We start from the raw sequence: 18987 nt of genomic DNA on the forward strand, positions 1-18987 counted from the left end.
GCAATTTAATCAATCATAATAAAAAAGCCACAACGATGTGTGGCTTTATGGGTGCTTAGGATTGGTGCGCAGGTGCATAACCTAAACGCATTTCAATATGGTCATAACACCACTGAAAGATAAAGGTATACACCAAAATACACATGGTCAGACTAAAATCCAGTAAAATTGCCTGCCAAATGGTCATATTCATCGCATAGGCAACCATAGGGATAGTGGCAAGCATTAATCCGCCTTCAAAACCAATCGCATGTAAAATCCGAATACCCACCGTACGTTTCAATTGATGGCGTTGTTCAAATTTTTCAAAGAAATGGTTAAAGATCATATTCCAAATTACGGAAGTGACTGCCATGGCGATTCCAAGGCTACCCGTGACCTCCATCGGCATATTAAAAATAAAACTTAAGGCAATCGCTATGATGACCAACAGGATGATCTCATAACTTAACGCATGAACAATCCTTCTCTTGGAAATCAACATTTAAAGCTACTCTTCTCTTCATTTTCGATATTTGCTATTTTATTTTTAATATTTTGATTAATCGAGTCAGGTTCTTTCAGTTTAATTGAAAGATAAAGCCTGCAGCTTTTTTTATTGACCTAAGCAAAAAACAGACCAATGAATATTAACCAAGACCAACTCATAATTTTTCAGACTGTTATTGAAACAGGTTCTTTTTCAGCTGCTGCGCGTAAACTCGGGAAAGTTCCCTCTGCCATTAGTATGTCAATTGCCAATCTAGAAATTGACCTAAACATCCAGCTTTTTACACGGCAAGGACGTGAACCCACACCAACTGCACAAGCCATGACCTTGTATGAAAAGACACAGCAACTGCTGATTGAAATGAACCAATGGAAACAACATGCTTCTGCCCTATCTCAAGGTCTGGAGTCAAGTTTAAATATTGTGGTGGTTTCGGAGTTATTACATACCCATTGGACCGATTACATTCTTTTGTTAGAACAACGCTTCCCAGAACTACAAATCAATATTTTTTCTGCCCCCCAAGAAGATGCACTACAAATGTTACTGGATCAGTCTGCTCAACTGGCACTCATGTTTGAACGAGAACAACTGCAAAGCGGGGAACAGTTTGTAGAGCTGAAGCGCGAAGTGCTCATAGCCGTCGCCTCCCGTCAGCATGTCTTGGCACAGTATGCTCAGATTAGTTATGAACAAGTCTTACAAAGTCGGCAAATTGTGGTCGCCAGTCGAGATCGCAGCCTTAAGCCTGAACTTCTATTTTCTAAAAACTACTGGCGTACCGACAACCATCACTCTGCCTGTGCCATGATTTTGCAAAACTTGGGTTGGGGGGTTTTACCTTTAGAAATGTTAAATGAAAATCCATCTTTAAAAGAGCAACTGAAGATACTCAATTTCCAAGATTTCTCTCCAAAATTTGAATATTACGTCGATTTAGTCTGGAGTCGGGAAAGCCAATTAGGTGCCGCTGCTCATTTTTTAATTAATCATATTCGTAATGGCAAAAAAAGTTTGAATTAAGTTTATCAGACACTGGGTTTTCTCTTGGGCTATGCAGAGATTGTGGTATAACTAAATCACGGGTACAACTTTTAAGAAATAGATTTCAATGACAGAAAATGCGTTAAACCAATTAAAAAAGATGACAACAATCGTTGCTGACAGTAGTGACTTAACTGCGATTGAAAAATTTCGCCCGCTGGATGCGACGACCAACCCCTCTTTAATTACTGCTGCGGCAAATCAACCTGAAAACAAAGTTTTAATTGAAGCTGCCTATGCGCAAGCCAAACACGAAGGCTATGTTTCAGATGAATTGATTGAACGTACAATTGATATTTTGACCGTCAAATTTGGGGTAGAAATCTTAAAACTAATTGATGGTCGAGTATCGACTGAAGTCGATGCTTCTTTGTCGTATGACACTGAGGCAACTATTGCAAAGGCTAAAGAGTTACTGGCACTTTATAAAGCCTATGGCATCGATCAAAACCGCATCTTAATTAAGATTGCTTCAACTTGGGAGGGCATTCAAGCAGCTCAAGTGCTGGAAGCGGAAGGGATTCACTGCAATTTAACTTTATTATTCGGTTTACATCAGGCCCGTGCTTGCGCAAATGCAAAAGTTACCTTGATTTCACCTTTTGTAGGTCGCATTCTAGACTGGTATAAAAAAGCAGAGAATGTACAAAACTATCCAATTGATAAAGATCCAGGGGTCTTATCCGTTAAACACATTTATCAATACTATAAACAGCATCAAGTTAAAACCGAGATTATGGGAGCAAGTTTCCGTAGTATTGATCAAGTACTCGGTTTAGCAGGCTGTGACTTATTGACGGTATCTCCTGGTCTACTGGCAGAATTAGAGCTTGATACTCGCGAAGTTCAGCTTCAGCTCGACGCAAGTCAAGTGGCTATAAGTTCAGAACCAGCTACGGCTATTGATAAAGCAACCTTTAAACATGAATTGGAACATGACCTGATGGCCTTCCAGTTGTTACAAGGCGGTATCGATGGCTTTATTAAAGCCCGTGAACAGCTAAATAGTTTATTACGTCAAGCCTTTGGTTTAGATGCAGAAATCAAAGCCTAAATTTACGCACCAAAGCTGTGCCAATCTTAAGCCCATTTTGTTACACTAGCAAAATGGGCTTTTTAATCACGAGTATATTGTGTTTGGTATTACGGATCTCAGTACCTATATTATAGGCACTATCTTAATTGTCATTTTGCCTGGTCCAAACTCATTATATGTCATGTCCATCGCCTCGCGCTTTGGTACACGTGTGGGCTATCTGGCCGCTTTGGGGGTATTCACTGGCGATCTGATTCTGATTCTCTGTACCATTTTTGGTGCAGCGTCTCTATTGCACAGCTTTCCGTGGCTATTTATCATTTTAAAAGTGGTCGGTGCAGCCTATTTATCTTATTTAGGCGGGCGACTTATTCTTGCCAGTATTCGGACTTGGCGTGGAACAACGGCTCAACAACTTGCAAGTTCGACTGATAATACCACCTATAAAGATGCACAGCCTTATCGTACTGCATTGACCATTAGTATTCTGAATCCTAAAGCAATTTTATTCTACCTGTCCTTCTTTGTGCAGTTTGTAGACCCTAGTTATGCCTATCCCGCAATTAGCTTTACCTTACTGTCTATAATTCTTCAAATTATTAGCATGCTATACCTAAGCATCCTCATTTTCTCTGGGGTTCGTTTTGCTGCTTATTTTAACCAACGCTACCGCCTCACTTCGGTTGCGGTCGGATTGGTTGGTTGCGCATTTTTAGGTTTTGGCATGAAACTGGCTTTTTCTACCCTGTAGTTGAATAAATTTCAGCAAATCACGCAAAAACGTGAATTATCATTTATTTTTTAGATGGTCACTTTTCCAATATATAGGTTAGGCGTATGATGCAAGACCTAAACTTAACCCTTTGGTCAAATAGAATAAGTACGGATACATGCAAAAACTCATTCAAGATTTTTCTATTCCTGCAGTCTTCGCTGGTTTCATTACGTTCTTAATTGGTATCAGTGTTTCCGCAGTACTTGTGATTCAAGCTGCTCAAATTCTCGGGGCAAACACTGAGCAAATTACCTCATGGTTTTGGGCTTTGGGAGTCGGCATTGGACTAGCTGGCATGATTTTATCTTGGAAACTGAAATATCCAGTTTCCACCTCATGGTCCACCGCAGGACTCGCACTGATTATTGCAACTGGCAGTGGCTATAGTTTAAATGAAGCCATTGGCGCATTTTTAGTTTGTGGTCTCATTACAGCCATTTTGGGTTATGTGGGTATTTTCGAAAAGGTGTTAACCCTTATCCCACAAAGTTTAACCAGTGCCATGCTTGCGGGTGTACTACTAAAATTTGGGATTGAATTATTTGCCAGCCTGAAAACAGATTGGGGATTCATCCTCTCTTTATTAGCGGTTTATATTGTTTCGAAAAAACTTACTCCGCGCTATTGCATCGTAGTGACGGTTATTGCCGCTGTTGTGCTTTGTCCATTATTTATGGATTTTCAAACCCCAACTATACAATGGAGCATGGCCCAACCGGTTTGGATGATGCCTGACTTTAGCTGGTCGGCCATTTTGGGACTGGCATTACCCTTATTTGTCATCAACATGGCTTCACAATATCTACCGGGTATTGCCATGATCAAAAGCTATGGCTACCAACCGCATGTCAATCAATTAATTGGCGGAACTGGACTTATTCAAACCGTGCTTGCCCCTTTTGGCTGCTACAGCGTGAATATTGCAGCCATTAGTGCCGCAGTCAGCCTAGATGACCAAGTGCATCCTGATGCTAATAAACGTTATATCGCAGGCATCAGTTGCGGCTTTTTCTATATCTTGATGGGCTTATTTGCGGCCACACTGACCAGCCTATTAATGTCTTTCCCGCATATTTTCATTGTTGCACTGGCAGGTATAGCGCTATTCGGAACCATTAGCCACAACATTGCATTGGCTTTTCATGAAGTATCTGACCGCGAAGCAGCACTGATGACATTTTTATTTAGTGCCTCTGGGGTACAATTTTTTGGTATCGGCTCTGCATTTTGGGGCTTACTGTTTGGTTTTGCCGTTTCATTTATCTTGAAATTAAAACTTAAAAAATAATCCCACGACAGCATAAAAGCATGTCTGCATGAACATGCTTTTATCGCTTCAAGCACAATTGCTGACCTAGTTAGGCATGCCCGATTGTATTTGAAAAAACATTCATGACAATCACCCCACCAACTATCATGGCAATCCCGATTAAGGCTGGCACATCCAAGATTTGCTTAAAAACAAAGAATCCTACCAGTGCAGTTAAAACTATTCCGACGCCTCCCCAGATCGCATAAGCGATTCCTAATGGGATGGTTTTAATGACTTGAGACAACAAATAAAAAGAAATCACATAAAAGAGCACAACCAATAGGCTCGGCCCTAATTTGGTAAAACCTGCCGATTTGACTAAAAATGCCGAGCCTGTCACTTCTGAAATAATGGCCAAAGCCAACATGAGATAGGCCAATAACATTGCATTCATATGCTGTTTCCCCGAATCACTTTCCGCGTGCAGCTTAACAGCTCAGATCGGCTAAATATATGATCATTCTAAAATTACAGCCTTAACCCACTATAAAAATGAATAAATTGTAAGGTCTGCGCAAATGTTTCTTGGCTAGCATTGAGTCGCATAAAGAATTGATATTCATGGATTAAAGGCTCTGTACTTTCTGGATAGAATACGGCCGTGACAGGCACATTCTGCTGTTTTAATGCTTGTACAAAAGGAATGGACTGACTTTCTGTAAGAAAATCCTTATTACCGCCACTAATCAATACTGGTGGAAAATTGTGCGTTAAATGCTGGCTCGGTGAAATCTCTGTAAGAAATGCAGCATCATTTTTACGCTCCCCAATATAGGCTTGAACCAGACTATAAATCCCCCATTCTATAATTTTATGTTCATCGGGTGCTGTCAAAACAAAAGAAGCCATATCGTAAATACCACAATGCAAAATGAGTCCTTTTAATTGCTGCATTTGAATTGTAGGAACAAAAGCAGACTGTCGTGCAAAATCTTGATTGGTAAGTAAGGCTGCATAATGACTGGCCAAATTCGCCCCCGCCGAATCCCCTGCTAAATACAGTTGATTGGTATCTATGTGATAAGTTTCGGCATGTTCATCAATGAACTTTAGTGCCTGATTGATCTGTAATAACTGTTCTGGATACTGCACTTCTGGTGCAAATTGATACTCGACCGAAACCACATTAAAACCTTGTGCTGCAAGCAGTTTAAAATAGCCTCGCGCATGTTCCTTAGAACCCGACACCCAACCACCACCATGAATCCAGACCACTGTAGGGCGTGCGCCTAATTCAGCAATATATTCGGGTTGATAGAGATCAAAAGTCAGTTTTGGCTCCGACAAATACATCACATTCGAGTGAATCAAAACACCTGCTGGAGCATGCCGATCTAATAATTTTTGCTGAATTTGTGTAGCATGATTAAACGTCTTTGCTATCACTTGGTCACTGGTCGGTGTATGTTGACATCCCGTTAAGACCAATATTCCTATACACAACATCATCAACATGGTTCTGAGCATAGACTGTTCCCAACATTTTATGGATAAGGTTCAGGTGAGTTTTAAAAGTTCATTCATTTCATCAATTTCACTATAGTGTAGTACATGATTAACCGCTCTATGAAAATGCATTCACACTATTCAATATCAACAAAAAATTGATCTAAGAATTCCTAGAAAAAAACTCAACTTTAAGCAGCGAAACATTTATGCCTCTAGCATAAAAAATAATTTTAATTTTATGAATTTACGCTATTTTTTTCATTTTACAAATTGAACCTAGACAAACAATGTGCTATCAATGAGTGAGTAGCAATAATGATAAACAACAGGAGTAAATCCGATGTCTTACAAACATATTCTCGTTCCAGTAGACGGCTCTGCAATTTCTTTTTCCGCAGTAAAACAAGCCGCAATTATTGCGAAGGCTTTCGGTAGTGAACTCACTTTAATTAGTCTCGTTGCTGAAGATCCATTTACAGAAGTCGACTTCTATTATTCTTCTGCAATTATGAAAGAATATTTTGTCCAAGCTTATGCCAATGCTGAAAAAGCCTTAAAAGAAGCATTGCCTATTGCTGAAGCTGAAGGCATTGAACCCACTACTCAAATTATCAAAGGACAAGTCTCTGCTGAAGGTGTAGTTAAGGCTGCAGAAGAGAAGAAATCCGATTTAATTGTGATGGGTTCACATGGTCGCAAAGGTTTCCAGAAATTCTTACTTGGCAGTTTCGCACAGGATGTATTACGCGGTACCCACTTACCTGTTTTAATCGTAAAAGAATAATTGAGCTTGTGAACACCCACTGATGTGGGTGTTGCTTCTATCTCTTTAAATTTCTATCACATTATAAATTTTTACCTTATTTGACTATTCTCGAAGGTGTTCACTCATGACTTATCAACATATTTTAGTACCTGTCGATGAATCTCCTATTTCTTATACCGCTGTAGAACAAGCCCTTTCTTTAGCAAAACTTCTTAATTCTAGAGTGACCGTCATGTGTGTGGTTGCAGTCGATCCTTTTGTTGGGGTCGATTTCTATAAAGTTGCACCAGCTATTACCGATTACTTTATGCAAGCGGAAGAAAATGCACAGAAACGTTTGGCAGACATTAAGCAATCTTTTGATCGTGATCAAATTGAAGTCGACACCAAAGTGATTCGTGGCGTATCAGCAGCGGATGGTATTATCCAAATTGCGGATGAAGTAAGTGCTGACCTAATTATTATGGGTTCTCATGGGCGTACAGGCTTTAAAAAGCTGATGCTCGGTAGCGTTGCTCAAGCCGTCCTCACTCAATCACCAATTCCGGTTTTAATTGTAAAAGTCTAAGCTTTAAAAAGTTTATGCAGCAAAAAATCCCTCGAAATCGAGGGATTTTTTATGAATATGTTTTTCCAATTCAATCCGTAATGCTTCGTTTTTCAGGCATAAGGCTTTAAATCGTTATTTACTCATCTGAATCGCACGTGCCATCACATCTTGTGGTACTTGATCTGTAAATACTACGGCTAGTGCTTTCTCATTTTTTGGCATTTTTTCTGTAGTCGCTTCTAATACTGCGTTAATATCTTCTGGTTTAAAGCTATACATTGCACCCGTTGCAGGGTCTACAGCCAACAAGCCAATTAAGCCACCAAAAATAATATTACCGAAGTACCAACCACTAATGGTACCCTTAACGACAACTGTTTTTGGTGCAAATCCATCTTTACTGAAAGTCACTTGGTATTCTGCTGGCTTAAAATAACCTGACCCTTTCTTAAGGGTAACAGTTGTAGGCGTTTGCCCAACATGCACACTTTGCCCTTTACTATTTTTAATTTCAATTCTTGCCGACTCTGGCACACTGGTAAATGTCAGTGTTTGAGTCGAACCCTTAATAATACTTGCACAGCCTGTCATTAGCATTGTTGTAGAAATCATAGAAGCAACCAATAACTTTTTCATTTTTATCACTCTTTAAAAAATCGCAGAGAATGTAACAGAAAGTTAAAAAACTATGAATAAAATGTGCAAAAAATCAATTTAATTGATCAAATTTGTGACAGATACATCAAAAAAATATTCTTCCCTGTAAAGAACTCCAAATTAAATGCCATTCCCGTCCTTTTTAATACTTTTTCTACTCCATAAAAAAAGGCTATTTTTCATGACTGAAAAATAGCCTGATCTTCATGCAAATTGTGAGTTATTGGAATTAAATACTCAGCATGCTGTTTAGGGTTTCGACCACATTTTTCGATTTCACGTGTGGTTTTAACGCTTCTAGCGTTGCCAATACCGTTGCACGTTGCGGCTCGGCCAAGGTATACCAGCGTGATAAAACTTGTAATAAACGAGAACCCAAAATTGGATTTTTCTCATCTAAATATTTAGCTAAGTCGACAAAATGTTGAACTCCATAACTCCACGTATTTACTGGATTATTGCTTAAACCACCACTCACGGCACGAATACGGTTCGGTGTACCCAAATCATAATCAGGGTGTTGAATTAGACTTTGAATCGTCTCCGCTGTTGCATTTGGGTGCGAAGCTTGAACCATAAACCACTGATCCAGAGACAGTGCTTCATCTTTAAAGCGGGTATAGAAATCTTCGAGTGCTGCTTTGGCTTGAGGTGCATCATTCCATACCAGTGTACGCAAAGCTCCTAAACGCTCAGACATGTTTCGTGTTGTCGTATATTGCGTATACGCCAGTTCAAATGCCTCTGCATCTCCTTGACGTGCCAGCATACTTAACATGATGTTCTTTAATGCACGCACCCCCATGGCTTGAGAAAACTCTTTCTGCATGTCTGGGTCTAAACTTAAATAGGTCTCTTTGCAGAATGCACCTAATTCACGGGCCAAAGTATTCAACAAGGCATTACGCTTTGCTTGAATTTCAACAGGATTATAATGTTCATCAATACGGCTACCTAAGTAACCTTCGCTTGGCACATCAAATAAACGAGAAGCCAATAATGGATCCTTTTCGACCAAGGCTGGCAAAGTCTTTTGGATCGCTTCTACATAAATAGCTGCATCATGATCATTTAATAGCACTCGCTCCAATAAGGTTTGCGTGGCTTGCCATTGGTTAAAACCATTGGTTTCATATTGAATTAAGAACGCCAACTCTTGGTCTGAATAGTTGAAATCTAAATTGACTGGTGCAGAGAAGTTACGCAACAGTGAAACCACAGGTTTTGCAGTTACCCCTGTAAATTCAATAGTCGCCTGATCTTGTTCGAACAGATAGACACCATCTTTGACACCATTTTCAAATAGTGCTTCCGATTGTAAAATGTATTGCTCGCCAGTTTCAGCATTAAACAATGCCAATGCGACTGGAATTGGCACGGCTTTTAAGTTTGGATATTTGGCATGTGCCTTTAAACTTTGTTTAAAGCTTAAACGATAAGTTTGTGCAGCGGCATCATATTCACCAACAGCTTCCAGTTTTGGTGTGCCAGGTTGGTTATACCATGTTAGGAAGTTAGACAAATCAACGCCCGAACCTGCTGTTAAGGCCGCAACCCAATCTTCAACAGTTACCGCTTGCCCATCATGACGACGGAAATATTCATCTGTCCCTTGACGGAATTTTTCTTTGCCGAGTAAAGTCGACATCATGCGGTTAATTTCCGCACCTTTCTCATACACAGTGGCTGTGTAAAAGTTATTAATTTCCACGAAATGGTCAGGACGCGGTGGATGCGACAATGGGCCTGAATCTTCAGGGAATTGATGCGCCTTTAATACCGCAACATCATCAATACGTTGTACCGCAGCAGACTGTAAATCTTCCGAGAAAGATTGATCACGGAATACCGTCAAACCTTCTTTTAGGCACAATTGGAACCAATCACGACAAGTAATCCTGTTGCCTGTCCAGTTATGGAAATATTCATGCGCAATCACCGACTGCACTCGCATAATGGCCGCATCGGTCGTGTATTCTTCATCAGCAAGCACACAGGAGGTATTAAAAATATTTAAACCTTTATTTTCCATAGCTCCCATATTGAACTGGCTTACCGCGACAATCATATAATTATCGAGATCGTATGGACGGCCATAATGTTCCTCATCCCAACGCATAGAATGCTTCAAGGCTTCCATCGCAATGTGGCATTTTGGAATATCTTTCTCAATCGCATAAATTTCTAAGGCAACGTCACGACCTTCTAAAGTCGTATAACGGTCTTTCAATACCGCCAAATCTCCAATCACGCAGGCGAAAAGATAACTTGGCTTTTTAGTTGGGTCTTGCCAAATAGCATAGTGACGGTTTTCACCAGTCTCACCTGTTTCTAAAAGGTTACCATTAGCCAAAAGTACTGGGTATTTCTTGTCTGCTTCTACACGTGTCGTAAAGACCGCCAAAACGTCTGGGCGGTCTGGATAAAACGTGATTTTACGAAAACCCTCTGGCTCATTCTGGGTAACAAATAGATCACCCGCCTGATATAAACCTTCCAACATGGTATTTGATTCTGGATGAATTACCACTGAAGTGTCTAAAATGACTTCATTTGGTGCATGCTGAATCACCAATTGCTCACTATCCAAGGTATAGTCACTTTCAGTGAGCAATTGACCATTCATCTTGATAGATTTAAGTTCGAGGTCGCGGCCTAATAATACCAACTCACCTTCAGTCTGACGCTTCATTACCAGCGTGGCATCAACATTGGTATGATCCGAATACACCTGAATATCCAAATTGATTGAATCTACAAGAAAGACGGGCTTTTGATAGTCTTTTAAATACACTGTCTGGTCTGCTTCAACCACTGGATTTGCCGCAATATTCATATCATTTCCTATTTGTCTTTTCAGCATCAATAGCTCAGCTGCTTTGTAGCAACTACATCAGCAGCTATAGCATCTTTGCCTTTATTTACCTTTCAATATGGGTGTTTATTTTCTGCATTTCAATCATATTTGCGCATAATTTTCAGGAGATGTATTTTATTTATACGCTTTTTCCTCTCATTATGCGTAGGTCGGCTGAAGATGAAAATACAACACCTGATTTACAGCATCGGACTGTCAAGTTTGGCATCGGTTGCAATTGCCGAGCCAAGTATTGAATATTTCGAATGCCTACAGTCTGAAACATCAGCTCATTTTGTTTTAGTGGCTGCGACAAAACATTCTCCACACCTGAAACTGATGTATTACCCGTATTTAAAACCGATCACCTTGCACTATATAAAAACTGAAGCAGTTGAAATGACAGAAGGCCGTCCCTTTGAGCAGCACATATTTTACAATGAAAAAAATGGCAAACAGAACACTGGACAATATGAAGTGATTCAGCAAGGTGCACGTATTTATGCTGTGATCTACACCACCCAGCAATCTGGTAAAGCCACCAATTTTCAAAATTACTTAACAGATGAACAAAGGTACGAGGTCAATCAACTACTGATTCCTCATAAACTCCAATGTATTTCATGATTCCCCCAAAAAATTCACCTACGACGTGTTACCTAACCATAGCCAGCATGACAGTTTTCTGCTTTTATTTTCAAACTGACTATAATTTGTGCACGTTTTTTGCTTGTCTCTAGATGTGCAAAGCGCACTTTAAAATGAGTTCAAATAAAAATTGAGGTGCAAGATGAACATTAAAGAACATGTGATACGCGCTGCAAATATTAAAATCATGCAAACTCTAGATCGTGCAGGCATAGACCACAAAGTAATTGCCACGTTTATGAGCTGCGAAGGCATTCAAATGCAATCTCATGAGGTGAGTAGTGTCCTGAACCAATATGATGCCTTAGGCATTAAAAAGCTCCCTTCCAAAAAAATCAAAGCCTTATTAAATGCCAAACAACTCGGAGAAGATGACGAAAGCTTACCCTGCCCAGCAGCCTATTAACGCCCCCCATTCTAGAATCACAATCCAGAGCTATCCTTCGATAGCTCTTTTCATTGGCTAAAATAATTTTTCAAAATTACAGCAAAGCTCAGCAGAATTGCACAACAGTTGGACACGGCATCTCAGCCAAAGGGTGTATAATCATCACATTGAGATTATTTTATTGTCGACACCTCCTATGCTGCTGCAAATTCTGCAAAAACAATTAGATGAAAGCACAACTTGCCCACTTTGTCAGGCGGCAATGTATTGGGTGGAAGCTGAACAATATGATCAGGACATCCAGTTTCATGAATGTAGCCATTGTGCGCATCGTATCTATCAGAACAGTCAACTGACTTGCCATTGTGAACGCTGTACCGCAAAAAGAAAAAAACTCTTACAAGAAACGCGCTTACAGGAACAACGGAAGCTTAAACATAAAGAGATTGTTGAGCTTGAATTAAGCCAGTTGAGTTTTTTACATAAACTGTTTCTCTTAAGCATTTTAGATAATCAAATTCAGGAATACAGCACCCACGATGAATATATTCATTGGGAAGCCATAAAATTCCAGCCCATTACTCCCAACTATTTTTTTCAAAGTACCTTGCTCAAGCAATTACTCAAAGACCAGATTCTAATTGCCAAAGACTTTGCCGAAGAAGCACATGAATACTATGTCAATGTGCGTTTGGAAGGCTATTCTGAGCCGAGTTTGTTCAGTATTACCCAACAATTACGTCAGTGGTTTTATGAGAACTTGCGACTCGGCATTCCCTTTAAAGAAGCCGATGAAGTTAAAAGCGCATTGTATTTGGTGCTTTATCAAGAAATTGTGCAGTTCATGCAATACTACTGTAGGTCTTGGGGTATCCAGATTGCAGGCAATCAAAGCTTCCAGAGCTTTTGTTACCGCTTAATGGAGCATCTAGCTGTAGGGCAAATTTATTATCTAATTCAGACTGCACTCGAATATTTGCATGATAAAAAAGCCTTAAAACCGCGCAATGAAAATTTTATCAATACTAATTTGCTGAAAAAAACCTTACAGCAATACCGTGAACGTGCTTTGGCAGAAAAATGGGAAACCTCCACCCTGCCACGCTTACCGAATATGCCATTCAGCAAAATGAGTGAGATTCTATTTTTTAAATTTCTTGGTTACGATGAGCGTATTTTCTTTCAACCTGTTTGGCGCTCTTGGAAAAAGATTGAACCACGTCTGAATTTTTATTCAGTGAAACGCTGCATGTATTGTGGTTCTAATGATCTAGCTGTGGACTATGATGCGGAAGAATATGTTTCTTTATTTTGTCGCAACTGCAAACATCAGGACCATTATTTCACACGTTGAATGGTGAACATTATGTCTACTCAATCAACCCCTTCTACAATTGACTTTCAGGATGTCTCCTTGGATCAAACTGCACCATTACTTCAAAAAATTATTGAAGCGCATACCCTGCTTCGTGCCACACAACCTCTGGTGCAGTGTATCACTAACAGTGTCGCAGCCAACTATGTTGCCAATGTACTTCTGGCTACGGGTGCGTCTCCTGCCATGATTGATAATCCTTTTGAAGCAGAGAGTTTCACGCGCATTATTGGTGCACTAAGCATTAACTTGGGGACACCAACCACGGAACAAATGCAAGCGATGCAGATTTCTGCCGCAACAGCTCAACAAGCTCTGATTCCGTGGGTGCTCGATCCTGTAGGCTATAGCAGCATTTTGCCTTGGCGCTCAGAAATGACGGATGAACTTCTTCAATATCATCCCGCTGTCATTCGCGGCAATGCATCTGAAATTAGTGCTTTAGCTGGCAATCAAGTTGAAAGCAAAGGAGTCGACAGTACTATCGCCAGTAGTGAAGTCTATATCCAAGCGTGGTCTTTACTAGAACATACTGAATGTATTGCAATTTCTGGTGAGTCAGATTTTATTTTATCCAAAGCAGAAAATTGCATTATTCAAGTCAATGGTGGTTCATCTTTACAGCCCCGTGTTACCGCAACTGGCTGCGCATTGGGGGCTTTAATTGCTGCGTATTGTAGTGTTACCGATGTTACGATTGCTGCCCTCACGGCACATGTGCATTTTGCCGTCGCGGGTCAATTGGCGTATCAAACCGCACAAACTGTCGGCTCATTTAATGTAGCATTTTTAGATGCATTGGATTACCTGACTGCCGACCACATCAGCGAGCTTGCTGATATACAAATTATAAACAGGTAAAAAATAGATGTGAGCATAATTCGAATATGCTCACATCTATTAACTTGCTGCACGCTCTATCGCATTTAAAATGGCGGCTTCCGTCAGCATTTTGGTATTCAGCTTACTGACACACATCATACCCATACCATCAAAATAGTCAGGTGTATGTTGCATAAAGAAGTCGATATGTTGATCTGCTTGTTCATGAATCTGTATGGCTTCACCCAGTGTAGTTTCAGGAATTACCCTCGGGTGAACAAAAATATCTTCTCCCCGCTTTTGCACATCCGACTTTCTCACCGCGATTAACTTCAGTACATCCAAATAGTCCTGTGGTGTTTTCGCATCATTACGCGGATAGAAGTTATGCGCACAAGAGGCCAACAATGCATAGGCTTTAGGTTGCATTACAGTCACAACGAACCATAAAGGAAATAAAGGATGTTTTATACTGTGCTGTACCGCAATTTTAATTACGGAGCTTAAAGTTTTATTACCGCGTTGATAATTCGGTAAAAAAGAACCTCGGCAATTCACCACAAAAATAGTTTTTTCGGAAATATTCAGTTTTAATATGGAGATACTGTTATACCCAATCAGCTGCACACCATCAAAATATTCAATCACTTGTACCGATATTGCATCTGCATCATGCATAAAATCATACAATTCCTGTTTGCAAGTATCGGGAAAAATAACAACATCGAAGGCTAACAGTTGTTCTAAATATTGATTCTGATGTTCGGGTAATAACTTCTTATAATCTATAATTGTTTCTGAAATATTCATAACTCCATCCGAGTTGAATAGACCTACCAATTGTAAACACACTTTGTCAGCTCTGACATCCCCTAAATTAGGTAAAGTTTGCTTTTAATTATTCAGAAAGATGAATAATCATCTTTTAAATCAAATAATTATGAAATCACTTATTCATTGAAATCAATAAGATATACTGAAAATACAACTTTTAAATAATTACAGTAGCTACATAAAGGCTACAATCTTATTCCATAAAATTTTTAAGTATTTTTATCAATCATCTTCTACAAAAAGATCATTTTGATTGATTGATCAAACATGAAATAGAAAAAAATAAAGAAAATGAACCAATAGCACCTTTTGGTCACCCTTCCCTAGAGGTGCTATTGATTCAATCATCACCATTAACCCATTAGATGATGATTTATATATTCAGTGTAATCATAAACTTGACTAAATGTTTCCTGTTTTTTAGCTATATTTAACTAAATTCAGCATAGAAATACAGTATATTTATATTTTGCAGAAGATTCTTCTATGGAATGATTTTTGAACAGCACAGAATACACACTAGATAAGATAGATCGAAAAATTTTATCTGCTTTACGCAAAAATGGGCGCTTGACTGTAGCTCAACTGGCCGATGAAGTTGGACTTTCTTCCTCACCCTGCTGGACTCGACTTAAGCGTTTAGAAACTTTAAAAATTATTGACGGCTATACAGCCAATATTAATCCTAAAGCCATTGGTATTAATGAATTATTTTTTATTGAAATTACTTTAGAGCGACATGATGATGAAATCTTGGAGCAATTCAGCCAAACCCTCGCAGAAATTCCTGAAATCATTGAAGCGCATTTAGTGACGGGTGATTACGATTATTTGGTTAAAGTGGCTGTGAAAAATGCCGAGCATTATGAGCGTTTTTTAAGAAAGAAACTGTATTCGATTAAAGGCATACGCCATACACGATCTACTTTTGCGCTACGCCCCCTTAAGTCTGCAACCACGTCTGATTTAATGCTGATTGAATAATTGAAAACTCTTTTACTGCAATTTAAGTAAATCTATGTTTTAATAGGCGCAGTATGAGATGAGCCTTATATGAGTATAGAAATATCTATACGACTAGCCCCGCGAAAGCGGGGCTTTTTATTGTCTATTTGACACTATAAATTCATAATAAATGTATATAACTGCTACGAAGAAAAATGAATTGAGCAGCATTATGTTGTTATTGACGTCAATTATAGGTTGAACAAAATTAAAATCAGCCTTTTATTGAGAATATGTTACTCGCACTAGACTTCAACATAATCACTGTTCATTATTCATTCACATAATAACTATATTTTTGGAGTGCGCTTTAATGGGGTTCAAACTCATACCCACCATAATTTCAGTATCACTTACCCTTATTATTTGGTTTTTCATCCCAATTCCACAAGATGTCTCTGCCAATGCATGGCTTCTATTTGCCATGTTTATTGGGGTTATTGCAGCCATTATTGGTAAAGCCATGCCAATTGGGGCAATTTCGATTATTGCCATTGCACTTGTTGCGATTACCAGAGTAACCAACGATAACCCTAGTGATGCCATCAAAGATGCATTAAGTGGTTTTGCTAATCCCCTAATCTGGTTGATTGGTATCTCAATCATGATCTCAAAAGGATTACAAAAAACAGGCTTAGGCGCGCGACTTGGGTATTACTTTATTGCAGTTTGGGGCAAAAGAACCATTGGTATTGGATACAGTCTCGCATTATCTGAACTGATCCTTGCCCCCGTGACGCCAAGTAATACGGCACGTGGTGGTGGAATTATCCACCCCATTGTGCGCTCCATCGCGACAAGTTTTGACTCCGACCCTGAAAAAGGTACAGAAGGTAAAATTGGTAAATATCTGGCTTTGGTCAATTACCATTCCAACCCCATCACCTCGGCGATGTTTATTACCGCTACAGCGCCCAACCCTTTGGTTGTTGAACTTGTAGCAAAAGCCACCAATAGCCAGATTCACTTAAGTTGGACGACTTGGGCATTGGCCATGGTGTTACCCGGCATTGTGGCTTTGGCTTTAATGCCGATTGCACTTTACTTTATGTATCCCCCTGAAATTAAAAAAACACCGAATGCGGCTCAGTTTGCCAAAGACCGTTTAAAGGAAATGGGACCCATTACCTTACACGAAATGATCATGCTGGCTGTGTTTGGAATTTTACTCCTCCTCTGGGCGGGTATTCCTGCAATGCTATTGGGGGACATGTGGACATTAGACCCAACCACAACCGCATTTATTGGTTTATCTCTTTTATTACTTACTGGTGTTTTAACTTGGGATGATGTCTTAACTCAAAAGAGTGCATGGGATACCGTGACTTGGTTTGCGGCACTGGTGATGATGGCAACCTTTCTTAATAAGCTCGGTTTAATTGCATGGTTTTCAGGTGTTTTACAAACCAGTATTGGGCAGCTTGGCTTAACTTGGGTTCCTGCTTCCATGCTTTTACTATTTGCTTATCTGTATGCCCATTATATTTTTGCCAGTACTACTGCACATATTACCGCTATGTTTTCTGCGTTTTACATTGCAGGTATTGCACTTGGTGCTCCTCCAATGTTCTTTGCACTGATTATGGCAGCAGCTTCAAGCATTATGATGACACTGACTCATTATGCGACAGGTACATCCCCTATTATTTATGGTTCTGGCTATACAACGCTTGGTGAATGGTGGAAAGCAGGTTTTGCCATGAGCATCATTAATATGGCTATTTTTATAGTCTTAGGTGGAATTTGGTGGAAGATGCTGGGTTATTGGTAATCTAAATAATGAGATAAGATCAATTATAAAGTTTTAAGCTTTCTAAACAAAAATCCCCTTCATAAAGGGGATTTTTAACATCTGTATTTAACTGCATGCAAGTTATATGACTATGCACTAAATACAATACATTCTGGTTTATTAGTCAGGCTTAATGTCATAAACCCAATTACGAGCTTGCTTATCTGTGGTTGTTTCACAAACATAATAGTCGTGATCCCATGAGTCTTGATGGAAAATTTCCATTTTTCGATAAGTGACTTGTTTGCCATTTTCGACACAGACAAAGCTGTCGGCTTGGTCTTTAACAGCAGAACCGTTAAGAAATCCACCTATGCAGAGGAAGCGGGATTGTTTGGGCATTCGCTTAAATCAACTATAGAAATCATGTAACAATGTTGAGATTAAACGTTTAATTTAATCGAATGTAAAGTTTAACCCAAGATATTATTATAAAATATTAATCAATTGATTCTAAATTAATTTTCACCAAAACCCGCTTCTCTATATCTTTCAAAATGACATTGGGTGCAATACTAAACAATAGCATTTCTAATAAATATGGCTTACTTCCTACTCCATACACCTCAATGGAGAGTTTTTTCATCAAATCACAGTATTGATGATATGCATTTTTGTGACCACGAAAAACATACTTCTTTCCACTCAACCTAAAGATCGTCTGCATGTCGTATTTAATTAAGTCACTATTACGACCCACTGGTTGTACAAATAAATCTACCTGAGGTGCATAGTTAAAAAGAAGCCAATTCAAAGCGTAAATCACTCTTGAATCATAAATTACGTAATCATTAGGGTTCAAAAAAGAAGCTACTTTAGAAAGTGATGAAATACGCTCAAAAGAGGTTTTTGTTAGATACTTTTTATCAAGTTCAGATAAAAAATTTATAATCTTAGCATCATTTACATCGTTTCTTTTAAATGAACCAATACCACCCCATTCCTGAATAATCCAATAATAAGTTAGCAGACAATCATTGTGGTTTAAACATTCTTTTAGATGCTCTTTTAGGTAAACATTTCGATCAAAATTCGTAATAATACTACTTGGTATTGGAATATGACAATTTTCAGGAATATCCCACTGATAGCTTTTTACATCATGTTGTACTGATAGATCTCTTAAAACAAAAATTAGTTTTTGCATCTATAAATTCTTAATTAATAAAATAAGGGCTGATTAATCA

Annotated in this window: 20 protein-coding genes; 12 read left to right on the forward strand and 8 right to left on the reverse strand. The window is 39.1% G+C overall.

From position 1 onward, the window contains the following. Nucleotides 1–55: 55 nt before the first annotated feature. Nucleotides 56–484 carry a chlorhexidine efflux PACE transporter AceI gene (aceI, locus tag ACX17N_RS11775; protein ID WP_458892762.1) on the reverse strand — a complete coding sequence of 143 codons (429 nt, stop codon included), beginning with the start codon at nucleotides 482–484 and terminating at the stop codon, nucleotides 56–58. Nucleotides 485–622: 138 nt separating this feature from the next. Here aceI and aceR point away from each other — a divergent pair, with 138 nt between their 5' ends. From aceR to ACX17N_RS11795, 4 genes are all read left to right on the forward strand, one after another. Then, nucleotides 623–1513 carry an HTH-type transcriptional regulator AceR gene (aceR, locus tag ACX17N_RS11780; RefSeq protein ID WP_458892763.1) on the forward strand — a complete coding sequence of 297 codons (891 nt, stop codon included), beginning with the start codon at nucleotides 623–625 and terminating at the stop codon, nucleotides 1511–1513. A gap of 88 nt (nucleotides 1514–1601) precedes the next feature. Then, on the forward strand, nucleotides 1602–2588 hold the full coding sequence (gene tal, locus ACX17N_RS11785) for a transaldolase (protein ID WP_458892764.1): 987 nt from the start codon (nucleotides 1602–1604) through the stop codon (nucleotides 2586–2588). Between the two features lie 79 nt (nucleotides 2589–2667). Further along, nucleotides 2668–3321 (forward strand): leucine efflux protein LeuE, encoded by a 654-nt coding sequence (gene leuE / locus ACX17N_RS11790; RefSeq protein ID WP_458892765.1) that lies wholly within the window; start codon nucleotides 2668–2670, stop codon nucleotides 3319–3321. 139 nt (nucleotides 3322–3460) lie between these two features. Beyond that, entirely contained in the window at nucleotides 3461–4633 is a 1173-nt protein-coding gene (locus ACX17N_RS11795; RefSeq protein WP_458892766.1) for a benzoate/H(+) symporter BenE family transporter, read from the forward strand. Between the two features lie 70 nt (nucleotides 4634–4703). Here the strand turns inward: ACX17N_RS11795 and ACX17N_RS11800 are convergent, their stop codons facing one another. Both ACX17N_RS11800 and ACX17N_RS11805 read right to left on the reverse strand, forming a co-directional pair. Further along, entirely contained in the window at nucleotides 4704–5051 is a 348-nt protein-coding gene (locus tag ACX17N_RS11800; protein WP_458892767.1) for a DMT family transporter, read from the reverse strand. A gap of 74 nt (nucleotides 5052–5125) precedes the next feature. Then, complete coding sequence (locus tag ACX17N_RS11805) at nucleotides 5126–6124, reverse strand: alpha/beta hydrolase (RefSeq protein WP_458892768.1); 999 nt, start codon at nucleotides 6122–6124, stop codon at nucleotides 5126–5128. A 322-nt stretch (nucleotides 6125–6446) separates the two neighbouring features. On the opposite strand from ACX17N_RS11805, the gene ACX17N_RS11810 reads away from it, so the two are divergent. Beyond that, nucleotides 6447–6890, forward strand: coding sequence for a universal stress protein (locus ACX17N_RS11810; RefSeq protein ID WP_458892769.1), 444 nt, complete (start codon nucleotides 6447–6449; stop codon nucleotides 6888–6890). A gap of 106 nt (nucleotides 6891–6996) precedes the next feature. Next, nucleotides 6997–7440, forward strand: coding sequence for a universal stress protein (locus ACX17N_RS11815; RefSeq protein WP_458892770.1), 444 nt, complete (start codon nucleotides 6997–6999; stop codon nucleotides 7438–7440). Between the two features lie 114 nt (nucleotides 7441–7554). Here ACX17N_RS11815 and ACX17N_RS11820 read toward each other — a convergent pair whose 3' ends face one another. Beyond that, complete coding sequence (locus ACX17N_RS11820) at nucleotides 7555–8058, reverse strand: peptidase associated/transthyretin-like domain-containing protein (RefSeq protein WP_458892771.1); 504 nt, start codon at nucleotides 8056–8058, stop codon at nucleotides 7555–7557. Between the two features lie 250 nt (nucleotides 8059–8308). Next, on the reverse strand, nucleotides 8309–10915 hold the full coding sequence (pepN, locus tag ACX17N_RS11825; protein WP_458892772.1) for an aminopeptidase N: 2607 nt from the start codon (nucleotides 10913–10915) through the stop codon (nucleotides 8309–8311). Nucleotides 10916–11116: 201 nt separating this feature from the next. On the opposite strand from pepN, the gene ACX17N_RS11830 reads away from it, so the two are divergent. From ACX17N_RS11830 to thiM, 4 genes are all read left to right on the forward strand, one after another. After that, nucleotides 11117–11563: a hypothetical protein gene (locus ACX17N_RS11830; protein ID WP_458892773.1), complete on the forward strand. Its 447-nt coding sequence runs from the start codon at nucleotides 11117–11119 to the stop codon at nucleotides 11561–11563. A gap of 163 nt (nucleotides 11564–11726) precedes the next feature. Next, a complete protein-coding gene (locus ACX17N_RS11835) occupies nucleotides 11727–11990 on the forward strand; it encodes a hypothetical protein (protein WP_458892774.1) in 264 nt (87 codons plus the stop codon). A gap of 178 nt (nucleotides 11991–12168) precedes the next feature. Next, on the forward strand, nucleotides 12169–13326 hold the full coding sequence (locus ACX17N_RS11840) for a hypothetical protein (protein WP_458892873.1): 1158 nt from the start codon (nucleotides 12169–12171) through the stop codon (nucleotides 13324–13326). 60 nt (nucleotides 13327–13386) lie between these two features. Next, nucleotides 13387–14208 carry a hydroxyethylthiazole kinase gene (gene thiM / locus ACX17N_RS11845; protein WP_458892874.1) on the forward strand — a complete coding sequence of 274 codons (822 nt, stop codon included), beginning with the start codon at nucleotides 13387–13389 and terminating at the stop codon, nucleotides 14206–14208. Nucleotides 14209–14247: 39 nt separating this feature from the next. On the opposite strand, the gene ACX17N_RS11850 is transcribed toward thiM, so the two are convergent. Continuing rightward, on the reverse strand, nucleotides 14248–14979 hold the full coding sequence (locus ACX17N_RS11850) for a hypothetical protein (RefSeq protein WP_458892776.1): 732 nt from the start codon (nucleotides 14977–14979) through the stop codon (nucleotides 14248–14250). A gap of 522 nt (nucleotides 14980–15501) precedes the next feature. Between ACX17N_RS11850 and ACX17N_RS11855 the strand changes: the two genes are divergently transcribed. After that, nucleotides 15502–15987, forward strand: a complete 486-nt coding sequence (locus ACX17N_RS11855; protein WP_458892777.1) for an Lrp/AsnC family transcriptional regulator — start codon at nucleotides 15502–15504, stop codon at nucleotides 15985–15987. Nucleotides 15988–16321: 334 nt separating this feature from the next. Beyond that, nucleotides 16322–17779 carry a DASS family sodium-coupled anion symporter gene (locus ACX17N_RS11860; protein WP_458892778.1) on the forward strand — a complete coding sequence of 486 codons (1458 nt, stop codon included), beginning with the start codon at nucleotides 16322–16324 and terminating at the stop codon, nucleotides 17777–17779. Between the two features lie 141 nt (nucleotides 17780–17920). On the opposite strand, the gene ACX17N_RS11865 is transcribed toward ACX17N_RS11860, so the two are convergent. After that, nucleotides 17921–18142 carry a hypothetical protein gene (locus ACX17N_RS11865; RefSeq protein WP_458892779.1) on the reverse strand — a complete coding sequence of 74 codons (222 nt, stop codon included), beginning with the start codon at nucleotides 18140–18142 and terminating at the stop codon, nucleotides 17921–17923. Between the two features lie 97 nt (nucleotides 18143–18239). Beyond that, entirely contained in the window at nucleotides 18240–18947 is a 708-nt protein-coding gene (locus tag ACX17N_RS11870) for a hypothetical protein (protein ID WP_458892780.1), read from the reverse strand. Nucleotides 18948–18987: the final 40 nt, after the last annotated feature.

It is taken from the genome of Acinetobacter sp. GXMZU3951 (assembly GCF_054457875.1).

Coding starts and splice junctions, on each gene's coding strand:
- aceI (WP_458892762.1), bottom strand. CDS start 484: ATGTTGATTTCCAAGAGAAGGATTGTTCATGCGTTAAGTTATGAGATC.
- aceR (WP_458892763.1), top strand. CDS start 623: ATGAATATTAACCAAGACCAACTCATAATTTTTCAGACTGTTATTGAA.
- tal (WP_458892764.1), top strand. CDS start 1,602: ATGACAGAAAATGCGTTAAACCAATTAAAAAAGATGACAACAATCGTT.
- ACX17N_RS11795 (WP_458892766.1), top strand. CDS start 3,461: ATGCAAAAACTCATTCAAGATTTTTCTATTCCTGCAGTCTTCGCTGGT.
- ACX17N_RS11800 (WP_458892767.1), bottom strand. CDS start 5,051: ATGAATGCAATGTTATTGGCCTATCTCATGTTGGCTTTGGCCATTATT.
- ACX17N_RS11805 (WP_458892768.1), bottom strand. CDS start 6,124: ATGCTCAGAACCATGTTGATGATGTTGTGTATAGGAATATTGGTCTTA.
- ACX17N_RS11810 (WP_458892769.1), top strand. CDS start 6,447: ATGTCTTACAAACATATTCTCGTTCCAGTAGACGGCTCTGCAATTTCT.
- ACX17N_RS11815 (WP_458892770.1), top strand. CDS start 6,997: ATGACTTATCAACATATTTTAGTACCTGTCGATGAATCTCCTATTTCT.
- ACX17N_RS11820 (WP_458892771.1), bottom strand. CDS start 8,058: ATGAAAAAGTTATTGGTTGCTTCTATGATTTCTACAACAATGCTAATG.
- pepN (WP_458892772.1), bottom strand. CDS start 10,915: ATGAATATTGCGGCAAATCCAGTGGTTGAAGCAGACCAGACAGTGTAT.
- ACX17N_RS11830 (WP_458892773.1), top strand. CDS start 11,117: ATGAAAATACAACACCTGATTTACAGCATCGGACTGTCAAGTTTGGCA.
- ACX17N_RS11835 (WP_458892774.1), top strand. CDS start 11,727: ATGAACATTAAAGAACATGTGATACGCGCTGCAAATATTAAAATCATG.
- ACX17N_RS11840 (WP_458892873.1), top strand. CDS start 12,169: ATGCTGCTGCAAATTCTGCAAAAACAATTAGATGAAAGCACAACTTGC.
- ACX17N_RS11850 (WP_458892776.1), bottom strand. CDS start 14,979: ATGAATATTTCAGAAACAATTATAGATTATAAGAAGTTATTACCCGAA.
- ACX17N_RS11860 (WP_458892778.1), top strand. CDS start 16,322: ATGGGGTTCAAACTCATACCCACCATAATTTCAGTATCACTTACCCTT.
- ACX17N_RS11865 (WP_458892779.1), bottom strand. CDS start 18,142: ATGCCCAAACAATCCCGCTTCCTCTGCATAGGTGGATTTCTTAACGGT.
- ACX17N_RS11870 (WP_458892780.1), bottom strand. CDS start 18,947: ATGCAAAAACTAATTTTTGTTTTAAGAGATCTATCAGTACAACATGAT.